This is a genomic window from Streptomyces sp. NPDC001903, from assembly GCF_042891345.1.
Lineage (GTDB): Bacteria > Actinomycetota > Actinomycetes > Streptomycetales > Streptomycetaceae > Streptomyces.
This window is the reverse complement of record NZ_JBIASZ010000005.1, coordinates 37,876-58,163: the sequence shown is the minus strand read 5'-3', so window position 1 is coordinate 58,163 and position 20,288 is coordinate 37,876. Positions and strand designations below refer to the sequence as shown.

Here is a 20,288-nt window from a genome sequence, read left to right as displayed (position 1 = left end):
TCCGGGGAGTTGACCTCGTCTCACCACGCGTGTGGCCGCAGGCCATCCGGGTCCCGCCGGCGCAGCGCCGGCGAGGCCGTCCGCTACGGCTTCAGCAGCGCCGGGACCCCGTCCGCGTCGGGCTCGTCGCGGCCGGCGGAGACCACCGTCAGCTGCTGCGTCGCGCGCGTCAGGGCCACGTACAGGACCCGCAGGCCCGCCGGTGACTCGTCCGCGATCTCCGCCGGGGAGACGACCACCGTGGCGTCGTACTCCAGGCCCTTGGCCTCCAGGCTGCCGAGCGCCACCGCCCGGTCCCCCAGGTCCGCCAGCCAGCCCGCGGCCTCCGCGCGCCGGTCCATGGCCACGACCACGCCGACCGTGCCGTCGACCTGCTCCAGCAGCCGGCGCGTCTCCTCGCGGACCGCCGCGCCCAGATCCTCGCCGGCGGCCGCGAAACGGGGCTCCAGGCCCGTGGAGCGGACCGCTCTCGGCGGCTCCATGCCCGGCATCGCCAGCCGCAGCACCCGCGCCGCGACCTCCGCGACCTCCGCCGGGTTGCGGTAGTTCACCGTGAGGGTGAACCGGCGCCGCGGCCGGGACCCCAGGGCCTCGTCGCGCGCCGCGGCCGCCTCCTCCGGGTCCGTCCACGAGGACTGCGCCGGGTCGCCGACCACCGTCCACGTGCCGTGCCGGCCGCGCCGGCCCACCATCCGCCACTGCATCGGCGTCAGGTCCTGCGCCTCGTCGACGATCACGTGCGCGTACTCGGTGCGCTCCGCCGCGATCCGCTCCGCCCGCTCCCACTGGGTCTCCTCGCGGGTCGGCATCAGCTCCTCCAGCCCGCTGAGCTGGTCCAGCGGGTCCATCTGCCGCTTGCGCTTGGGCCGGGCCGGCGCGCCGAGCAGCAGCTGGAGCTCGTCCAGCAGCGCCACGTCGTGCACCGACAGCGGGCCCTTGCCGTCCGGGCCCACCCGGCGCAGCGAGCGCGCCAGCTGGCGGGTCTCGCGCGGGTTCAGGACCCGCCGCGACCAGCGGCCGAGCCGGCGTTCGTCGGCCATCGCGGCGAGCACCCCGCGCGGGGTCAGCTCGGGCCACCAGGCGTTCAGGAAGTCGATGAAGGCGTCCTCGGTGGAGATGTCCTCGTCGAACGCGGAGCGCAGCTCGGCCGCCAGCTCCGGGTCGCTGTGCCGGCCGGCCCCGCCGGATCTCGCGTACAGGGCGTCGAGGAGCAGCTTGCGGGCGCGCGGGCGCAGCAGGTTCACGGGCGCGGTGCCGCCGAGCACGTTCTGCCGGATCCGGTTCAGCTCGTCGGCCTCCAGCTCCTGGCGCCGCCCGAAGGCCACCACGCGCAGCCGCTCGGGCGCGTCACCGAGCTCGAGCGCGCCCCGGACGGCCTTGTGGAGCACCTTGCGCATGCGCGAGGAGCCCTTGACGCGGGCCACGGCCGGTTCGTCGTACGTGGTCGCCTCGGCGCCGTCGACCAGCGAGCCGAGCGCCCGGATGGCGACCTGGCCCTCCTCGCCGAGCGAGGGCAGCACGCCCTCGGTGTACGCGACGAGCAGCGGGGTCGGCGAGACGATCAGGATGCCGCCGGAGTAGCGGCGCCGGTCCTGGTAGAGCAGGTAGGCGGCGCGGTGCAGGGCGACGGCGGTCTTGCCGGTGCCGGGTCCGCCCGCGACCTCGGCGACCGAGGCGGCGGGGGCCCGGATCACCATGTCCTGCTCGGCCTGGATGGAGGAGACGATGTCCCGCATCGAGTGCGTGCGGGCCCGCCCGAGCGCGGCCATCAGGGCGCCGTCGCCGATGGCGGGCAGCTCCCGGCCGTCGAGGGAGGCGGTGATCTCCGGGCGCATCAGGTCGTCCTCGACGCCGAGCACCTTGCGGCCCTTGGAGCGGATGACGCGGCGCCGCACGACCCGGCCCGGGTCCTTGGGCGTGGAGCGGTAGAACGGCGCGGCGGCCGGCGCGCGCCAGTCGATGACCAGCGGCGCGTAGTCGGCGTCGAGCACGCCGATGCGCCCGATGTGGAGCGTCTCGGCGATGTCGGCGGTGAGGTCCGCGCGGATCGCGTCGTCGGCCGGCTCGACGGAGGTGTACGCGCCGTCGGGCCCGCGCTCCCCGTCCTTGCCGAGGACCAGGTCGATCCGGCCGAAGAGGAAGTCCTCGAACTCGTTGTTCAGCCGGTTCAGGTGGATGCCCGCCCGGAAGACCTGGGCGTCGCGCTCGGCGAGCGCGCCGGGCGTGCCGACCTGACCGCGTTTGGCCGCGTCGTTCATCAGGAACTCGGCCTCGTCGATCTTCTCCTCGAGGCGGCGGTACACCTGGTCCAGATGCGTCTGCTCGACCGCGATCTCCCGATCGCGGACGGAATCCGCCGTGCTGTCGACAGCGGCATTCTGCGCGGCCACCAAGGCCCCCTTCTGACGTGCATGGGCGACCGTCAACCGTACGCGAAGCGGCGCCCTGTCCGCACGCCCGTTCCGGTGACCGGGCGAAGATCACTGCCCGGCCGCCGTCCGGTCGCCACCGGGTCCCTACCCGGGACGGGCCGCGAGCACCCTGCGGCGGTGCCGGGCGACCCGCTCGCGGTTGCCGCACAGCTCGCTGGAGCACCAGCGCCGCCGGTGCCCGCGCGAAGTGTCCAGGTAGACGCGGGTGCAGCCGTCCCCCTCGCAGGAGCGCAGCAGGTCCCGTTCCCCCGGGTCGGTGAGCAGTTCCACGGCGTCGCGGGCCACGGCGGCGAGCAGCGCGCCGCATTCCACCCCGCCGCACAACTCCCGCACGAGGTGACCCTCTTGGTCCTGTACGGCACACAGTCCCGGGGGTGGACCGGCGGCCAGCGCGTTGACCCGGGCCAGCGCGCCCTCGTCGGGACCGGTCCCGGCGAGCCCGGCCCGTACGAGGCTCTCCACATCGCGGCGCAGCGCCCGGAAGGCCTCCACCCAGTCGGGGCCCACCCGGGCGATCGGCGTCCGGTCGGGCACGAGCCCGGCTCCGGCGAGCCAAAGGCGCAGCTCGTCGCCGTCGCGGATCTCCTCGGCGCCCGCGGGGGCGGCGAAGGTGGCCACCAGGTCCAGGCACACCCGCCCGGATTCGAACCACATGCCCGTCACCGCCTCTTGCCTAGGGGGTGCGTGCCTCTCAGAGTGCCGCGCGCCGCTGCGATGCGGAACCCCCCGTACGGGGGCCGGACGACACCCCCTAGAGGGGCGGCTCGTCGTGCAGGAGGCGCTGGAAGAGGCGGTGGTCGCGCCAGGCGCCGTTGATGTGCAGGTAGCGGGGCGCGAGCCCGTACTGCTCGAACCCGGCCTTCGCCAGGACCCGCTGCGAGGCCAGGTTGTCGACCAGGGTCCCGGCTTCGACGCGGTGCAGCCCGTACGCGTCGCGGGCGATGCGGCAGACCTCCTCGACCGCGGCGGTGGCCAGCCCCTTGCCGTGCCAGGCCCGGTCCACCCAGTAGCCGATGCCGCCGCTGCGGAAGGGGCCGAGGGCGATGCTGCCGAGGTTGATCATCCCGACGGGCGCGCCGGAGCCGGCCTCGACGAGCACGTACGAGGCGGCGCGCCCGGCGTCGCGCTCGGCGAGCAGCGCCCCGATCCGCGCGGCCTGCCCCTCCGCGGTGAAGAACACCTCGGAGCGCCACGGCTCGAACGGCGCCATGAATTCCCGGTTGCGCGTCAGCGTGTCGGCCAGCCCGGCGGCGTCCCCGACCCGGACGCCGCGCATCTCCACCCCGTCAATGATCACCAGGGCACGCTAGCCAACCCCGCCCGCCACATCCACCCCACCGGCAACCCCGAGGCGGAGTCCCGGCAGCGGCCCGGCACCCGATCCGCCCGGCCGAAGGCACGGGCCCCCAGGCAGCGCCCCGGCCGCGGCCGCGGAACCCGACCCGTTCAGCCGGCGGAGCCTCCTGCACACTCACCCGCGTCCAGTGCCAGCCGGTAGCCCCTCTTCACCACCGTCTGGATCAGGTTCGGCGCCCCCAGCGCCCCCCGCAGCCGGGCCATCGCCGTCTCCACGGCGTGCTCGTCCCGCCCCGCCCCCGGCAGCGCCCGCAGCAGCTCCTGACGTCCCACGACCCAGCCCGGCCGGCGCGCCAGCGCCCGCAGCAGCGCCATCCCCGCCGGCGGCACCGGCCGCAGCTCGGCGTCCACCAGCACCGCGTGCCCCCGGATCTCCACCCGGTGCCCCGCCACCGGCAGCACCCGGGCCCGCCCCGGCAGCTCCTGGCACAGCAGCTGCACCAGCGGCCCCAGCCGGAACCGCTCCGGCTGCACCGTGTCCACCCCGCGCGCCTGCAGCGGCAGCGCCGTCACCGGCCCCACGCACGCCGACAGCACGTCCCCCCGCAGCCCCGCGAGCACCGCCTCCGCCATCCCCCGCTCCTGCGCCCGCGACAGCAGCGAAGCCGCCGCCGGGGCCGAGGTGAAGCTCACCGCGTCGATCCCGCCCCCTGCCACCGCGTCCAGCAGCCGGTCCATCGGCGCGAGGTCCTCCGGGGCCATCCACCGGTACACGGGGACCACGACCACGTCCGCCCCGCCGGCCCGCAGCGCCTCGACGAACCCGGGCAGCGGCTCCCCGTGCAGCTGGAGCGCGATGCGCCGCCCGGCGACCCCGCCGGCCAGCATCCGGTCGAGCACCTCGGCCAGCGACTCCGACTGCGGGGACCAGGTCTCCACCAGCCCGGCGGCCCGGACGGCCCCCTTCACCTTCGGTCCGCGCGCCAGCAGTTCGGTGGCCCGCAGCCGCGCGAGCAGCTCCTCGCCGATGCCCCACCCGTCGGCAGCCTCGATCCACCCGCGGAACCCGATCGCAGTGGTGGCGACCACCGTGTCCGGCGCGCAGTGGATCAACTCCTTCGTGGCGGCGAGCAGTTCGCTGTCGTCGGCCAGCGGCACGATCCGCAGGGCCGGGGCGTGCACGACGGTGGCCCCGCGTCGGCGCAGCAGGGCGATCAGCTCGTCGGCCCGCCGGGCGGCGGTGACCCCCACGGTGAAACCCGCGAGCGGGCCCGCCGCGCCGGCGGCCGTAGGGGCGGCGGCTGTGCGGGTGTCGTCCATGGTGACCTGCCTTGCCCAGTGGGTCGTCATCACGTCGCGCGATCACGTGTCGCGGGAACGGAACCGAGCCTGTCAAGTCGGCGTGTCAGGCTCGGTTCCGCCGTATTTCGTATCCGTAAACCGCCGTTACACCGACGTGAGCTGCGGCTTCGCCTCGGCCCCGGCCGCGGGGAGCACCGCGGGGGCGGGCCGGCGAAGGTATACCGCCCACGTCACCGCGCAGCAGACCGCGTAGAAGCCGAGGAAGGTGACGAAGGCGGCCGTCCCGGACCCGGAGGTCGAGAAGGCCTCCCGGAAGGCCAGGTTGATGCCGAGCCCGCCGAGTGCGCCGACCGCGCCGATGAGCCCCATGGCGGCCCCCGACAGCCGGCGCCCGTAGGCTGCCGCCGCCTCGCCGCCCATGCCCCGCGCCAGCGCCTTGGCCTGGAAGATGCCGGGGATCATCTTGTACGTGGAGCCGTTCCCGAGCCCGCTCAGCACGAACAGCGCCACGAACCCGACGAGGAAGACGGGCAGGGACTCCTCGCCCGAGGCGTAGACGACGACCCCGGTCGCGGCGGCCATGGCGACGAACGTCGCGAGGGTGATCCGGGCGCCGCCGAAGCGGTCCGCGAGGGCGCCGCCGACGGGCCGGATCAGCGAGCCGAGCAGCGGCCCGACGAAGGTGAGCGAGGCGGCCTGGAGGGGGGTGCGGCCGAACTGCGTCTGCAGGACGAGCCCGAAGGCGAAGCTGTAGCCGATGAAGGAGCCGAAGGTGCCGATGTAGAGGAAGGCCATGATCCAGGTGTGGGCGTCGCGGACCGCCTCGCGCACGGCGCCGGTGTCGTTGCGCACGGGTGCCAGGTTGTCCATCCGCAGCAGGGCCAGCGCGGCCGCGGCCACGATCAGCGGCAGGTAGACGGCCAGCAGCAGCCGCGGGTGCCCGGCCCCGGCGACCGCGATGACCAGCAGGGCGACGAGCTGCACCACGGGCACGCCGATGTTGCCGCCGCCCGCGTTCAGACCGAGCGCCCAGCCCTTCTTGCGCAGCGGGAAGAAGGCGTTGATGTTGGTCATGGAGGAGGCGAAGTTCCCGCCGCCCACGCCCGTCAGCGCGGCCACGGCCAGGAAGGTCCCGTACGAGGTCCCCGGCTCCATGACCACCAGCGCGGCCGCGGTGGGTGCGAGCAGGAGCAGGGCGCTGACGACGGTCCAGTTCCGGCCGCCGAAACGGGCGACGGCGAAGGTGTACGGAACCCGGACGAGGGCGCCCACGAAGGTCGCCGTCCCGATGAGGAAGAACTTCCCGGCCGGGTCGATCCCGTACGCGGGGCCCATGAACAGCACCATCACCGACCACAGGGTCCAGATGGAGAACCCGATGTGCTCGGAGAGCACGGAGTAGAGCAGGTTCCGGCGGGCGATGCGCTCCCCGGACTCCTTCCAGAAGGTCTCGTCCTCGGGTTCCCACCGCTCGATCCAGCGGCCCCCCTTGCGTGCTCCTCGCGGTGCGGTCGTACCGGTCATCACAGGCCTCCACAGCTTTCGCGTCCGTGGTGACGACCGTAGGAACGGCGCGTTTCGGCCCCGGTCCCCGCCGGATGACCGGGGGGAAACCTTGCACTCACCCGCCGCCGGGGCCGCCTGTGAGCGCGGCGGGGCGCCAGCTCGCCGGGGGCACCTCCAGCCAGCCGTGGCCGGCGGCCAGGGCCGCCGCGGCCTGGTGCAGTGCGTCGAGCCCGGGGTGGCTGAAACCCTTGCGCCACACCATCGACAGCGGGGACAGCGGCACCGGGTCCACCAGCGGCCGTTTCACGCACCCGGGCAGGTCGAGGAAGTCCACGGTCACCAGGACCGGATTGCGGGTCTTGGCCATGACCCGGCGGAACTCCTCCTTCCCCATGGCCACGGGGGCGGGCGGCGCGAGCGCGATCCCGCGACCCTCCAGCAGCTCGCGGGCGAGCCCGGTCCACTCCAGGGTCCGCGGGTTGCCGGCCCCGGCGTACACGGTCTCCCCGGCCAGTGCGGCCAGCGGTACGGCGGCCCGCGCGGCCAGCGGATGCCCGTCGGGGAGCAGCACCGCGAGCGGCTCGTACCGTACGGGCCGGTGCGCGAGACGGGCCCGCAGCGCCGGGGCCAGGCCGTCGGCGTAGCCGAAGGACACGTCGAGCCGCCCGGCGGCGACCTCGGCGGCGGCGTAGGTCAGCCCGCTCTCGAAGCGGGCCATCAGCTCGCAGTCCGGGGCGAGTTCGCGGGCCCGCTCCAGGACGGTGCGGGCGGTGCTCGGCCCGTCGGTGTTGAGGTCGACGAGCAGCGCCCGGGGGGCGGCCGCGGCGAAGGCGGCGGCGAGCGCCTCGTGCGCGGCCAGCACCCGCCGCGCCAGGGGCAGCAGCCGTTCCCCGTCGGCGGTCAGCTCGACGGCGCGGGTGGTCCGTACGAACAGCCCGGCGCCCAGGGCGGTTTCCAGCCGCCGCACGTCGCGGCTCAGCGCCTGCTGGGCGACGTAGAGGCGGGAGGCGGCGCGGGTGAAGTGCAGTTCCTCGGCCACGGCGACGAACCCGCGCAGCAGCCGGGGTTCCACATCACGGGGTATCACGCAGGGAGACTAACAACGGAAACGGGTGAATGGCTCCGGAACAGGTGTTGGACGCCCGGGGACCCCGCGCCGGAGCCTTGGATCATGCCGCCGCTGATGACCGTGACGGGCTCGACGCTCGTGATAGCCCCCGCCCCGCACCACCACCGCCCCCGCCCGCGCCCCCAGGGCCCGTACGCCCGCCTCTTCTCGCATCCCGGGACCCGGGCCTTCACGGCCGGGAACCTGCTGGCCCGCCTCCCCATGGGCATGTTCGGCATCAGCGCGGTCATGATGATCGCCGGCCAGCGCGGCTCGTACGCCCTCGCCAGCGCGGTCACCGCCACCGGGCTGGCCGCCACCGCGCTGGTCGCGCCCTGGACCGCCCGCCTGGTCGACCGGTACGGCCAGGCCCGGGTCGCCGTACCGGCGACGCTGATCGCGGCGCTCGGCTCGGTGGCGCTCGTCCTGTGCGTCCGTGCGCACGCCCCCGCCTGGACCCTGTTCGCCTCGTACGCCGCCACCGCGACCACCCCCAACATCGGCGGCATGTCCCGGGCCCGCTGGACGCACCTGCTGCGCGACTCCCCCGCCGCGCACCACACGGCGATGTCCTTCGAGCAGGCCGCCGACGAGCTGTGCTACATGCTCGGCCCGGTGGTGGCGGCGTTCCTCTGCACGGCCGCCTTCCCGGAGGCGGGCACCCTCACCGCGGCCGCCCTGCTCCTGACGGGCATGCTCCTCTTCGCCTCCCAGCGCCGGACGGAGCCGCCGCCCTCGGCGCCCCGCGCCGGAAGGTCCCCCCTGCGCGCGCTGATGCCGATGCTCGCCCTCTTCGCTCCGCTGGGCGTGCTGTTCGGCTCGATGGAGGTGACGTCGATCGCCCACCTCGACGCCCGCGGCCTGGGCGCCGCCACCGGCCTGGTCCTGGCCCTCCAGGCGGCCGGCTCCTGCGCGGCCGGCCTGTTCTACGGCACCCTGCGCCCCCGGACCCTGCGGACCTGCCTGACCGCCCTGACCGCGGCCCTGGCCCTCCCCTGGGCGGCGGCGGCCACCGGCTCCCTCCCCCTGCTGGCCGCCGCCCTCCTCCTGGCCGGCATGGCCACGGCCCCGACGATGGTCACGGCGATGTCCCGCGTCCACGCCCTCGCCCCCGAGGGCCGCCTCAACGAGTCGATGACCCTGGCGGTGACGGCCATCCTGACGGGCATAGCCCTGGGCGCGGCCGCGGCGGGCACCCTGGTGGACCACCTGGGCCCCACCACCCCGTATGCCCTCCCGGCGGCGGCGGCCGTCCTGACACTCCTCATCTGCCAGACGGTACGACTTTCCGGTACGAGTCAGGTACCGTGAAGTGGTACCAAGACCGGAGGAGCGGACCATGTCCATAAGTGCCAGTGAAGCCAGGGCGACCCTGTTCCCGCTGATCGAACGCGTCAACACCGACCACGCCCCGGTGCGCATCACCTCCAAGAACGGTGACGCCGTTCTGATGTCCGCCGACGACTACGACTCCTGGCAGGAGACCGTCTACCTGCTGCGCTCCCCCGCCAACGCCCAGCGGCTGATGGAAGCCGTCGCGCGCGACCGCGAGGGCGCGGCGTCGGTCGCCAAGAGCATGGACGAGCTGCGGCAATTGGCCGGAGGGGAGGAGTGAGGAGCGTTCACTTCGACCCGGCCGGGTGGGAGGACTTCCTGTTCTGGCTCTCCTCCGACCTGAAGATGGCCCGCCGGATCACCCGTCTGATCGGCGAGATCCAGCGCGACCCGTTCACCGGCATCGGCAAGCCCGAACCACTGAAGGGCGAACTGTCCGGCTACTGGTCGCGCCGCATCGACGACGAACACCGCCTCGTGTACCGGGCGGACGAGAAGGAAGTGAAAGTACTCAAGGCGCGCTATCACTACTGATGCCGCGGACGCTCCGGACATGACGAAGGCCCCGCAGCCTGACGGCTGCGGGGCCTTCGCCCACATGGGATGAGTGGAGATGGCGGGAATCGAACCCGCGTCCAACGGTGCAGAAGCAGGGCTTCTCCGAGCGCAGTCCGCTGCGCTTTTCTCGGCCCCGGAGATCACACGGACAAGTCTCCGACGGGCTCAGTCACTGTTTGGTTTCCCTCCAACCCCCGTGACCGGGGCTAGAGGTTTAGATCCCTAATTGACGCCAGGATCCGGACCGGGACCACTTCCGGGCTGACGCTCCTCACAGAGGCTTCAGCTCACTGTTATTAGGCAGCGAGGGTGAAGCGGGAGTTATCGCTCTTGGAGTTGGCGATTATTTTTTGCGACATGTGGTTAGCGAGATCATTGCCGCTTCCTCGGCTCGCTTCCCCTGCATCGACATCCGCTGTCGAAACCGATCATCCCCATGTTTTGTTTACAAGCTGCTCCGACCCCGGAGGGGCGGTGCTGACGCCATGGTACGCGAAGTGGACCACGGGATGCCAGGAGATTACAGCTGACCGCGCTCCTTGCGCTTCACGGCCGAGATCACCCGGTTCGTCTCGCGCGTGTCCTGCTTCTCGCGCAGCGCCTGGCGCTTGTCGTACTCCTTCTTGCCCTTCGCCAGCGCGATCTCGATCTTCGCCCGGCCGTCCTTGAAGTACAGCGAGAGCGGCACGATCGTGTTGCCCGTCTCGCCGGTCTTCGAGTCCAGCTTGTCGATCTCCTCGCGGTGCAGCAGGAGCTTGCGCTTGCGGCGGGCGCTGTGGTTGGTCCAGGTGCCCTGGCTGTACTCCGGCACGTGCACGTTGTAGAGCCAGGCCTCCCCGCTCTCCACCGACACGAAGCCGTCCACCAGCGAGGCCCGGCCCTGGCGCAGGGACTTGACCTCGGTACCCGTGAGCACGAGGCCGCACTCGTAGGTGTCGATGATCGTGTAGTCGTGCCGCGCCTTCTTGTTCTGGGCGATCAGCTTGCGCCCTTGTTCCTTAGCCATAGTGCGGTCATTTTCGCACTACGGACCCACCCCGAGGCCACCCAATACCGTGCGGGCCCGCTCCTCGGCCCCGTCGCCGGCCGCCAGGTCCGGGGTGATGCCGCTGCCGTCGAGGCTGCGGCCCGCCGGGGTGCGGTACGTACCCACCGTCAGCTCCGCCACCGAGCCGTCCGGCAGCGGCGTCGGCATCTGCACCGAGCCCTTGCCGAAGGTCCTGCTGCCCACCGCCACCGCGCGGCCGCGGTCCTGGAGGGCGCCCGTCACCAGCTCGGCCGCGCTCATCGTGCCGCCGTCCACCAGCGCCACCAGAGGCCGGGCGGTGTCCCCGCCCGGGCTCGCGTACAGGGCGCGCTCGGCCCCCCGTACGTCGTACGTGGCCACCAGCCCGCCGTCCAGGAAGGCCGAGGCGGCCGTCACGGCCTCGGTGACCAGGCCGCCCGGGTTGCCCCGCAGGTCGAGCATGAAGCCGGCGCCGGGCGGGGCCGCGCGGACGGCGGCCCGGACCTGTTCGCCCGAGCCGCGGCTGAAGGAGGCGACCTTGATGACGGTGATCCCGCCCGGGAGTTCCCTTACGGTCACGGGCTCGGTGTGCAGCTGCTCGCGGCGCAGGGTCTCGGTGAGTTCGGCGCCGTCCCGGGTGAGGTGCAGGACGACCGGGGTGCCGGCGCCGCCGCGCAGCAGGGCGACCACGTCGCAGACGCGCAGGCCGGTGACGGCGTGGCCGTCGACGCTCAGCAGCCGGTCCCCCGCGCGCAGGCCGGCGCGGGCGGCGGGGCTGCCCTGCTGGACCTTCTCGACGGCGATGCGGTCGTCGCGGCGGCTCTCGATCCAGAGGCCGACGCCGGTCCATCGGCCGTCGAGGTCGTCGGTGAAGGCCTCGTACTCGCCCTGGTCGTAGACCATGCCCCAGCGGTCGCCGCTGCGGCTGACCACCTCCTGGGCGGCCTTCTTGCCGGACTTGCCCTCGGCGGCGGCTTCGGCCGCGGCGCGGGCCACGGCCTCGCGGTCGGCGGTTCCGGTCTCCCGGGGAGCCACGGGGCCGGGCGCGGGGCTCTGCGTACCGGAGGCCGCTAACCCGGCGCCCGCGGCGCCGGCGGCGTCCGCGCGGTCCCAGCAGCCGGTGCCCGCCGCGGCGCCCACGGCGGCGATGAAGGCCAACGTCAGAGCGGCCCCGCGACGCAGGTCGCGGGGCCGGAGACAGAAGGCGGGCAGTCCCGGCATGGCGCCGAGTCTAGGACAAGCCCCGTGGAGGCACGGCGGGTTGGGCCGACCTCACACGGGGCGCTTGTCACACCTTCAGGTACTTGCGCAATGCGATGAAGGCGGCCAGCGAGGGCATCAGCACCCCGATGACCAGCACCAACGGCAGCTTCGTCAACACGGAGTCCCAGCCGATGAAGTTGATCAGCTCCATCTTCGTCCGCAGCGAGGCGCCGTGGTCGATCACGAAGTACTGGCCGGCGCCGAGCATGCCGCAGGCGAACACGGCGCCGATGAGGCCCGCGAAGGCGGCCTCCATGATGAACGGCACCTGGATGTAGAAGCTGGAGGCGCCCACGAGCCGCATGATCCCCGTCTCCCGCCGCCGGCTGAAGGCGGAGACGCGCACGGTGTTGACGATCAGCAGCAGGGCCACGATCAGCATGATCAGCATGATGCCGAGGGCGGCCCAGTTGAGGTAGCCGAGCATCGTGAAGAGGTTGTCGAGCTCGGTGTGCTGGTCGGCGACCGACTGGACGCCGTCCCGGCCCGCGAAGGCGGTCGTGATGACCTTGTACTTCTCGGGCTGCTTGAGCTTCACCCGGAAGGAGTCGGGCATCTGGTCCGGGGTGATCACCGAGGCGAGCGCGGTGTGCCCGAAGCGCTCCTTGTAGTGCTTGTAGGCCTCGTCGGAGGACTCGTAGTGGACCGTCTCGACGAGGTCCATCTTCTTCAGGTCGGTCTCGATCTGCTGCTTCTGCTCGGGAGTGACCGCGCCCTTGGCGCAGGCCTTGCTCCCGCTCTCGCTGTTGTCCTCCGCGTCGCTCTTGTTGCAGAGGTAGATCGAGACGTTGACCTTGTCGTACCAGTAGCCCTTCATCTTGCTCACCTGGTCGCGCATGAGCAGGGAGCCGCCGAACAGGGCCAGCGACAGGGCCACGGAGATGATGACCGCGAAGGTCATGGTGAGATTGCGCCGGAGGCCGACGCCGATCTCCGACATGACGAACTGGGCGCGCATGACGTCTCAAGGGCCTTTCAGTGCTGGTAGCCGTAGACGCCGCGCGACTGGTCGCGCACGAGTCGGCCCTGTTCGAGTTCGATGACGCGCTTGCGCATCTGGTCCACGATCTGCTGGTCGTGCGTGGCCATGATCACGGTGGTGCCGGTCCGGTTGATCCGGTCCAGCAGCTTCATGATGCCGACCGAGGTCTGCGGGTCGAGGTTGCCGGTGGGCTCGTCCGCGATGAGGAGGGCCGGCCGGTTGACGAAGGCGCGGGCGATGGCCACGCGCTGCTGCTCACCGCCGGAGAGCTCGCCGGGCATGCGGTCCTCCTTGCCGCCGAGGCCCACGAGCTCCAGGACCTGCGGGACGGCCTTGCGGATCTCGCCTCTCGGCTTGCCGATGACCTCTTGGGCGAAGGCCACGTTCTCGGCCACCGTCTTGTTGGGGAGGAGGCGGAAGTCCTGGAACACGGTCCCCAGCTGGCGCCGCATCTGCGGGACCTTCCAGTTGGAGAGCTTGGCGAGGTCCTTGCCGAGGACGTGGACCTGGCCGTGGCTCGCCCGCTCCTCGCGCAGCACCAGCCGCAGGAAGGTGGACTTGCCGGAGCCGGAGGAGCCGACCAGGAAGACGAACTCGCCCTTCGCGATGTCCAGGGAGACATCTCTGAGTGCGGGGCGGTTCTGCTTCGGGTAGGACTTGGAGACGTTGTCGAATCGGATCACGGGTGCACCACGGTCGCCGGGAGTAGGTGTGCGGAGTCGGTGTGCGTGACCATACGCGAACGGGCGGGGGGTGGGGGCCCGGCGTCCGGAGTTGCCCGATATATCCCCTGGTCCGGGAGGGGATCGTCCCGGGACGGTCCGCGATTGCCCGGACGGGCCGCGCCGAATGTCGCCGGAGCTGGCACAGTGGTAGGGGAACGGAGTGCTTCCTTCAAGCGTTGTTCAAGGTGTTCGTTGTTCAAGGGGACGAGAGGAGGAGAGCGCATGACGTATGACCGGCTCGTGTGCGCGAACTGCGCCGCGCCCGTCAGCCAGGGCCGCTGCCCGGTGTGCCGGGCGAACCGGGAGCGCCTCCAGCAGCAGGAGGGCCCCTTCGGCGGGCTGAACCCCATGGCGCTCATCGTGCTCCTGGTGGTCCTCGTCGCGGCCCTGGCCCTGGTGGCACAGCAGACGGCGTAGAGCTCTCCCTCGCCGCGTCCCGATCATCGACCCGGACCGAAGCGGACATGCGAAGGGCCCGGACACCTGAGGTGTCCGGGCCCTTCGCATGTCCGCTGTCGTTACGCGGCCTGCTCCTGCTGCTTGCGCCAACGGATGCCGGCCTCCAGGAAGCCGTCGATCTCGCCGTCGAGCACCGCCTGCGGGTTGCCGACCTCGAACTCCGTCCGCAGGTCCTTGACCATCTGGTACGGGTGCAGGACGTAGGACCGCATCTGGTTGCCCCAGGAGCTTCCGCCGTCCTTGAGGGCGTCCATCTTGTCCTTCTCCTCCTGGCGGCGCCGCTCCAGCAGCTTGGCCTGGAGCACGTTCATCGCGCTGGCCTTGTTCTGGATCTGCGAGCGCTCGTTCTGGCAGGAGACCACGATGCCGGTCGGAATGTGCGTGATGCGCACGGCCGAGTCGGTCGTGTTGACGCCCTGCCCGCCGGGGCCGGAGGCGCGGTACACGTCCACGCGCAGCTCGGCCTCGTCGATCTCGACGTGGTCGCTGGTCTCGACGACCGGCAGCACCTCGACGCCCGCGAAGGAGGTCTGGCGGCGGCCCTGGTTGTCGAAGGGCGAGATGCGCACGAGGCGGTGGGTGCCCTGCTCGACCGAGAGGGTGCCGTAGGCGTACGGGGCCTTGACGACGAAGGTGGTCGACTTGATGCCGGCCTCTTCCGCGTACGAGGTCTCGTAGATCTCGGTGGGGTAGCCGTGGCGCTCGGCCCAGCGCAGGTACATGCGCTGCAGGCGCTCGGCGAAGTCGGAGGCGTCCACGCCGCCGGCCTCGGCACGGATGTTGACCAGCGCCTCGCGCTCGGCGTACTCGCCGGAGAGCAGGGTGCGGACCTCCATCTCGTCCAGCGCCTTGCGCACGGAGACCAGCTCGGTCTCCGCCTCCGCGAGGGTGTCCGCGTCGTCCATCTCCTGGGCGAGGTCGAACAGCACCGCCAGGTCGTCGATGCGCCCGCGCAGGGTCTCGGTCTTGCGGACCTCGGCCTGGAGGTGCGAAAGCTTGCTCGTGATCTTCTGAGCGGCCTCCGGGTCGTCCCACAGGGACGGCGCGGCGGCCTGCTCCTCGAGCACGGCGATTTCTGCCCTCAGCTTGTCGAGGTCCAGGACGGCCTCGATCGACCCCATGGTCGAGGAGAGGGACTTCAGCTCTTCGGAAACATCGACGACTGCCACGGGTCCAGCGTAGCCGGTCCGCGGGCGGCACTGTCCGGCCAGGCCGGATCACCCGTTCTGATGAACGCGCGAACGGGCGTACGCTCACGGTATGAATCTGCTCCTCGTCAAGCGCCGCCATGTGGACCACATGCGTGTCACGACGACGAGCTGTCTGCCGCCGGACCATCCCCAAGCCTGATCCACCCCGATCCGACTTGGTCCTGTACGCGGCCCAAGCGGCTCCGGCGCCATCCCTGCCGGCGGCCCTCCCCATCCGCTGCCCCGACACCTCTGGGGAACAGGACCCCGTGACATCCGAAACGGAGCCGTCATGCCGTCCGCGCACAATGATCTTTCCGCCGATTCCGCAGTCCCGGCGCTCCCCGTCATCGACCTGTCCCAGGCCGACGACCCGGCCCAGCGGGCCGACTTCCTGAAGAAGCTGCACGCCGTGGCCCGGGACACCGGCTTCCTGTACCTCACCGGGCACGGGATCACCGAGGCGGAGACCGCCCGCATCCTGGAGCTGACCAGGGCCTTCTTCGCCCTGCCGGAGGCCGACCGGCTCGCCGTGAGCAATCTGAACTCGCCGCACTTCCGCGGGTACACCCGCATCGGGCACGAGCTGACCGGCGGGGCCTCCGACTGGCGCGACCAGCTGGACGTGGGCGCCGAGCGCCCGGCGCCGGAGCTGGGGCCCGGCGACCCGGCGTACCTGTGGCTGGAGGGCCCGAACCAGTGGCCGCAGGCGCTGCCGGAGCTGCGGCCCGTGGTGCTGGAGTGGCAGGCCAAGCTGGCGGCGGTGGCCCACCGGCTGCTGCGGGAGCTGCTGACCTCGATCGGCGCGCCGTCCGACTTCTTCGACGAGGCCTTCGCGGACCGGCCGCACCTGCACACGAAGCTGATCCGCTACCCGGGATCCGCCCCGTCCGGGGCCGACCAGGGGGTCGGGGCGCACAAGGACTACGGGTTCCTGACGCTGCTGCTTCAGGACGGCGTGGGCGGGCTGCAGGTGCGGCAGGGGGACGGCTTCCTGGACATCCCGCCGCTGCCGGGAGCGTTCGTGGTCAACCTGGGCGAGCTGCTGGAGATCGCGACGGAGGGGTACCTGGTGGCCACGGACCACCGGGTGGTCAGCCCGCCGGGGGCGGTGGAGCGGTACTCGGTGCCGTTCTTCTACAACCCGCGGCTGGACGCGGTGATCGAGACGGTGCCGGGCGAGTACCTGCGGTCGGCTCCGGGTGTCGCGCACGACGCGTCGAACCCGCTGCACGCGGAGTACGGCCGCAACGAGCTGAAGGGCTGGACCCGGGCCCACCCGGCGGTGGCCCGCCGCTGGCACCCGGAACTCGTCGAGGCGTAGCCCGGCCGGTTCCCGGACCCTGCCCGGACCCGCGCGAGGGCTCCGGGCAGCGGCTCCGTGCGGCTCCGGCGGGGTTTAGGGGGTGTCCGCAAAGTCCCGCCTGTCGCGCGGCGCCCGGCGGCGCACGGCGCTACTTTCCGGACACCCCCTACGGCCTGGCCGGGGTCGAGTGCTTCGTGTCCCGGGGCGGCTGCTCGTCGCCGGAGGCGGCCAGCCAGGTGCCCACGCCGAGCGCGGCGGCCAGCGCCACGGCCCCCGCCGTCAGGGCCAGACGCCGCTTGCGGGCCGTCTCGGCGCGGTGGCGGGCCGAGCCCGGGCGGTGGCCGCCCGCGGGACGCGGGACCCGGGCCGTGCCCAGCGCGCCCCCGGCCAGCTCGTCCGGTCCCGGAACCCGCATCGAGGTGTGCGTGTCCCGGTTCGAGTCGGTCGCGGAGCCCGGCACCAGCGGCACCACGCCCCGGCGGCGGACCGGATCCGCCTCCGAGACGGACTCCGCCGGCTCCGGATCCGGGTCCGGTTCGTACGGCTCGTCCACGTCCAGCGGCGGCATCCCGGCCAGGAGCGGGAGCAGGTCCCGCAGCCGGAGCGAGAGCTCCGAGGCCCGCAGCCGCGAGGCCGGAGCCTTCGCGAGGCACTGCACGATCAGCTGCCACAGTTCGTCCGGGATGCCCGGCAGGGGGACGACCGTTTCCGTCACGTGCCGGCGCAGGACCGCGCCCGGGTGGCCCCCGCCGAAGGGGGTGAAACCCGCCAGCAGCTCGTACAGCACCGTGGCCAGGGCGTATATGTCCACCGCCGCCCTCGGCGGCAGCCCCTCCACGATCTCCGGGGCCAGGTAGTCCGGCGTGCCGATGATCCGGGTCGTCGGGGCCGAGGCCCGCGCGCCCGGCGCCCCGGAGGCCGCCCGCCGCGGCGAGTCGATCAGCTTGGCCACGCCGAAGTCGGTCAGCAGCGCCGGGTGCGAGCCGCCCGGCCCCAGCGGCCCCTGCATGTCCAGCAGGACGTTCTCGGGCTTCACGTCCCGGTGCACGACCCCCGCGGCGTGCGCCGCCGCCAGCGCGTCCGCGACGTCGGCGACGATCGCCACGGCCGCCTCGGGGGCGAGCCGCCGCTCCCGATCGAGGCGCGTGCGCAGGTCCGTGCCGCGTACGAGGTCCATGACCAGGGCCAGGTCGTTGCCGTCCACGACGAGGTCGCGGACGGAGACGATGTGCGGGTGGTCCAGGCCGAGCAGCGCGCTGCGCTCCTGGACGAAGCGTCCGACCAGCTCCTGGTCGGACGCGAGGTCCTCGCGCAGCAGTTTGACGGCGACGGGCCCGTCAGGCCCCTCGCCCAGCCACACCGTGCCCGCGCTGCCGCGCCCCAGGATCTGGTGCGCGGTGTACCGGCTGCCGATCTTCCGTGCCACGACTGCTCCCTCAGCGGCTGGCGTACGCACCAAAGCTACGCGGCCGGATGGGGGTTGAAGGCCCCGGAACACTGCGACCTTCACTTCTGGGGGCGAAATCACGTCCCGGAAGTCGACAAATCCACAACCCAGCCCCCGAAGTCGGCTCTACGGGGCCCCCGTTCAGGGCGTGCCGCCGCCCGAGCCGCTGCCGCCGGCGGAATCGCCGAGCGCGGTGACCCAGTCGGCGATGTCGGAGCCCCAGGTCCACAGCTGGTCCCACCAGCCCTTGCCGGTGCCGACCCACTCCTGGAGCGGGGTGAGCTCCCAGACCAGCCAGCCCGCCACCACGAACAGCAGGATCATCACCAGGCAGCCCTTGAGGCAGCCCAGGCCCGGGATCTTGATCGGGTTGGCGCTGCGCGGGCGCGGCTCGCGCGGCTCCCGGGGGGCGCGCTGCGGCGGCGGGGCCTGGGGCGGCTGCTGCTGCGGCGGCGCCTGCCGCTGGGGCTGGGGCTGCCGCTGGGGCTGTCGCTGAGGCTGCTGCTGCGGCTGCTGGTACGGCGCCTGCTGCGGCTGCTGGTACTGCTGGGGCGGCGGCTGCTGCTGGTAGTACGGCTGCTGCGGGGGCTGCTGGTACTGCGGCTGCTGCTGGTACTGCTGGGGCGGCGGGCCCTGGCGGTACTGCGGGGGCTGCTGGGGCCGCTGCTGCGGCGGCGGGGGTGCCTGCCGCTGCGGGCGCCGGCGCAGCGGGTCCTCGCCCGGGTCGAGGTACTGCATCTGCGTCTGCTCGTTGCGGTCGCGCGCGGCCTGCATCTGCGACTGCCACGGGTGCGGCTGGTCCGGCTGCTGCACCGGGGGCATGACCGAGGTCGGGTCGGCGCCGGGGCCGCCGGGGCCGCCCGTGCTGGGCAGCACCGAGGTGGCGTCGGCCGCGCCGATCGGCGGGAGCACGCTGGTCATGCCGTTCGGGTCGTACGCGCCCATCGGCGAAGCGGTGGCGGCGCGGCCCGGGAGCACCTGGGTCGGGTCGGCGGCGCCGCCGGCCCCCGGCGTCTCGGGGACCGGCGCCGGAGAGGGGTCGGGCGCGAGCAGCGCGCCGACGCCGAGGGCGGCCTCCACCTCGGAGGGGGCGCTGTGCACGCCGATGCCGGAGGCGACCACGCGCAGCCCGCGGGCCAGGTTCTCGGCGCTGGGGCGCTCGTTCGGCTCCTTGCGCAGGCAGCGCTCGATGACGATCCAGAGCGGCTCGGGCACGTTCGGCGGCCGCTGCGGGTCCTCGCTGAGGTGGCGGTGGAGGACTTCGAGGGCGGTGCCGCCGGCGAACGGCGGGCGTCCGGTGACCAGTTCGTAGAGCAGGATGCCGGCGCCGTAGATGTCGACGGCGGAGGTCTGCGGGCGGCCCTCGGCGGACTCGGGGGCCACGTAGGCGGGGGTGCCGACGAACTCGTGCGTGCGCGTCAGGCCCGGGGAGTCGGCGAGGCGGGCGATGCCGAAGTCGGTGAGCATCGGCTTCATCTGGCCGCCGCGCTCGTCGAGCAGGACGTTGGCGGGCTTCAGGTCGCGGTGGACCACGCCGTCGGCGTGGCTGGCGGCGAGCGCGTCCGCGATCTGGGCGGTCAGCAGGCTCGCGGCGACCGGCGTGAAGGGGCCGTTCTGCCGGATGTACTTGTGCAGGTCCGGACCGTCGATCAGGTCCATCACGAGGGCGAGCAGGTCGCCCTCGACGACGAGGTCGCGGGTGCGCACGATGTTGGGGTGCGTCAGGCGCAGCAGGACCGAGCGCTCACGCAGGAAGCGCATGACGATGTCCGCGTCCTGGGCCAGCTCCTCCTTGAGGACCTTGATGGCCACGGTCTCGCCGGGCTGCCCGGCGACGGCTGCCTCCGCGCCGGCGGTCTCCCGCTGGCGGGCACGCCAGACGGTGCCCGTGGCGCCGCGTCCGAGCGGCTCCTCGAGCAGGTACTTGCTGCCGACTGGCCGCACGTCTCGCGCTCCCTGCTGTCGTCCTGCTGTGGTTCGTTTTCGTGCTTCGTTTTTCCGGCCCACTCTAGGGGGTGTCGTCGGGGAAGACGCGGGGTGCCGGAGGTTGGTTGCCGCACATTTGTACGAAGGGTGAGTTTTGAGGGGTATGCCAGGGGCGATTTTCCCCGGCCGCGCCCCCCTTTTCGGCCAGGCCGCGCGCGCGGGCGTGTACGCGACACGCGCAGGGGTGTGATCATTCAAGATCATTTATTGCCGGGTGCCGGGCGTGTTGTCAGCGACAGGTGCGAGGATGCACCCGTACGGAACGGCCGGGACGGGAGCCCGCGTTCCGGGCAGACCTGACCGGACGACGCGCCGTGCCGGGTGGGGGGTTGATCGGGCGGCCATGCCCGTCGCACCCCTGCCGGGCGCACGCACCGCGCACCGCGC

At 72.8% G+C, this 20,288-nt stretch carries 18 protein-coding genes and 1 other RNA gene; 5 read left to right on the top strand and 14 right to left on the bottom strand.

The genetic code is table 11. The features are described from left to right. Positions 1 to 83: 83 nt before the first annotated feature. From ACFYZS_RS12750 to ACFYZS_RS12725, 6 genes are all read right to left on the bottom strand, one after another. Positions 84 to 2,390 carry a HelD family protein gene (locus tag ACFYZS_RS12750; RefSeq protein WP_389010396.1) on the bottom strand — a complete coding sequence of 769 codons (2,307 nt, stop codon included), beginning with the start codon at positions 2,388 to 2,390 and terminating at the stop codon, positions 84 to 86. Positions 2,391 to 2,516: 126 nt separating this feature from the next. Then, positions 2,517 to 3,086 carry a CGNR zinc finger domain-containing protein gene (locus ACFYZS_RS12745; protein WP_389010393.1) on the bottom strand — a complete coding sequence of 190 codons (570 nt, stop codon included), beginning with the start codon at positions 3,084 to 3,086 and terminating at the stop codon, positions 2,517 to 2,519. A 97-nt stretch (positions 3,087 to 3,183) separates the two neighbouring features. After that, positions 3,184 to 3,708: a GNAT family N-acetyltransferase gene (locus tag ACFYZS_RS12740; RefSeq protein ID WP_389011636.1), complete on the bottom strand. Its 525-nt coding sequence runs from the start codon at positions 3,706 to 3,708 to the stop codon at positions 3,184 to 3,186. Between the two features lie 170 nt (positions 3,709 to 3,878). Continuing rightward, positions 3,879 to 5,048 carry a uroporphyrinogen-III synthase gene (locus ACFYZS_RS12735; protein WP_389010390.1) on the bottom strand — a complete coding sequence of 390 codons (1,170 nt, stop codon included), beginning with the start codon at positions 5,046 to 5,048 and terminating at the stop codon, positions 3,879 to 3,881. Positions 5,049 to 5,174: 126 nt separating this feature from the next. Next, positions 5,175 to 6,554: a nitrate/nitrite transporter gene (locus ACFYZS_RS12730; RefSeq protein WP_389010387.1), complete on the bottom strand. Its 1,380-nt coding sequence runs from the start codon at positions 6,552 to 6,554 to the stop codon at positions 5,175 to 5,177. A gap of 97 nt (positions 6,555 to 6,651) precedes the next feature. Further along, a complete protein-coding gene (locus ACFYZS_RS12725; RefSeq protein ID WP_389010385.1) occupies positions 6,652 to 7,623 on the bottom strand; it encodes a LysR family transcriptional regulator in 972 nt (323 codons plus the stop codon). 84 nt (positions 7,624 to 7,707) lie between these two features. On the opposite strand from ACFYZS_RS12725, the gene ACFYZS_RS12720 reads away from it, so the two are divergent. Genes ACFYZS_RS12720 through ACFYZS_RS12710 form a run of 3 tightly spaced genes read left to right on the top strand, consistent with a single transcriptional unit; the run spans position 7,708 to position 9,513 of the window. Continuing rightward, complete coding sequence (locus ACFYZS_RS12720; RefSeq protein ID WP_389010383.1) at positions 7,708 to 8,955, top strand: MFS transporter; 1,248 nt, start codon at positions 7,708 to 7,710, stop codon at positions 8,953 to 8,955. A gap of 28 nt (positions 8,956 to 8,983) precedes the next feature. After that, positions 8,984 to 9,259, top strand: a complete 276-nt coding sequence (locus ACFYZS_RS12715; RefSeq protein ID WP_053784891.1) for a type II toxin-antitoxin system Phd/YefM family antitoxin — start codon at positions 8,984 to 8,986, stop codon at positions 9,257 to 9,259. Continuing rightward, the gene (locus ACFYZS_RS12710) at positions 9,256 to 9,513 is read left to right on the top strand and encodes a Txe/YoeB family addiction module toxin (protein ID WP_099891968.1); all 258 of its coding nucleotides are present in this window, start codon (positions 9,256 to 9,258) and stop codon (positions 9,511 to 9,513) included. Before ACFYZS_RS12715 ends, ACFYZS_RS12710 begins: the two co-directional genes overlap by 4 nt. A 71-nt stretch (positions 9,514 to 9,584) precedes the next feature. Here the strand turns inward: ACFYZS_RS12710 and ssrA are convergent. The 5 genes from ssrA to ftsE all read right to left on the bottom strand — a co-directional run bounded on the left by ssrA (position 9,585) and on the right by ftsE (position 13,471). After that, positions 9,585 to 9,973: a transfer-messenger RNA gene (gene ssrA / locus ACFYZS_RS12705) on the bottom strand. An 84-nt stretch (positions 9,974 to 10,057) separates the two neighbouring features. After that, a complete protein-coding gene (gene smpB / locus ACFYZS_RS12700; protein ID WP_389010378.1) occupies positions 10,058 to 10,543 on the bottom strand; it encodes an SsrA-binding protein SmpB in 486 nt (161 codons plus the stop codon). A gap of 18 nt (positions 10,544 to 10,561) precedes the next feature. Continuing rightward, positions 10,562 to 11,764, bottom strand: coding sequence for a S41 family peptidase (locus ACFYZS_RS12695; protein ID WP_389010376.1), 1,203 nt, complete (start codon positions 11,762 to 11,764; stop codon positions 10,562 to 10,564). Between the two features lie 67 nt (positions 11,765 to 11,831). Beyond that, a complete protein-coding gene (ftsX, locus tag ACFYZS_RS12690) occupies positions 11,832 to 12,764 on the bottom strand; it encodes a permease-like cell division protein FtsX (protein ID WP_384712222.1) in 933 nt (310 codons plus the stop codon). Between the two features lie 17 nt (positions 12,765 to 12,781). Continuing rightward, positions 12,782 to 13,471, bottom strand: coding sequence for a cell division ATP-binding protein FtsE (ftsE, locus tag ACFYZS_RS12685; protein WP_030161344.1), 690 nt, complete (start codon positions 13,469 to 13,471; stop codon positions 12,782 to 12,784). Positions 13,472 to 13,735: 264 nt separating this feature from the next. On the opposite strand from ftsE, the gene ACFYZS_RS12680 reads away from it, so the two are divergent. After that, complete coding sequence (locus tag ACFYZS_RS12680; protein ID WP_389010371.1) at positions 13,736 to 13,930, top strand: hypothetical protein; 195 nt, start codon at positions 13,736 to 13,738, stop codon at positions 13,928 to 13,930. A 101-nt stretch (positions 13,931 to 14,031) separates the two neighbouring features. Here the strand turns inward: ACFYZS_RS12680 and prfB are convergent, their stop codons facing one another. Continuing rightward, on the bottom strand, positions 14,032 to 15,141 hold the full coding sequence (prfB, locus tag ACFYZS_RS12675; RefSeq protein ID WP_389010368.1) for a peptide chain release factor 2: 1,110 nt from the start codon (positions 15,139 to 15,141) through the stop codon (positions 14,032 to 14,034). 313 nt (positions 15,142 to 15,454) lie between these two features. Here prfB and ACFYZS_RS12670 point away from each other — a divergent pair, with 313 nt between their 5' ends. Beyond that, positions 15,455 to 16,486, top strand: coding sequence for an isopenicillin N synthase family dioxygenase (locus tag ACFYZS_RS12670; RefSeq protein WP_389010365.1), 1,032 nt, complete (start codon positions 15,455 to 15,457; stop codon positions 16,484 to 16,486). Positions 16,487 to 16,634: 148 nt separating this feature from the next. Here ACFYZS_RS12670 and ACFYZS_RS12665 read toward each other — a convergent pair whose 3' ends face one another. Next, the gene (locus ACFYZS_RS12665; RefSeq protein WP_389010363.1) at positions 16,635 to 17,894 is read right to left on the bottom strand and encodes a serine/threonine-protein kinase; all 1,260 of its coding nucleotides are present in this window, start codon (positions 17,892 to 17,894) and stop codon (positions 16,635 to 16,637) included. Between the two features lie 162 nt (positions 17,895 to 18,056). Next, positions 18,057 to 19,859, bottom strand: a complete 1,803-nt coding sequence (locus ACFYZS_RS12660; RefSeq protein WP_389010360.1) for a serine/threonine-protein kinase — start codon at positions 19,857 to 19,859, stop codon at positions 18,057 to 18,059. Between the last annotated feature and the right edge of the window lie 429 nt (positions 19,860 to 20,288).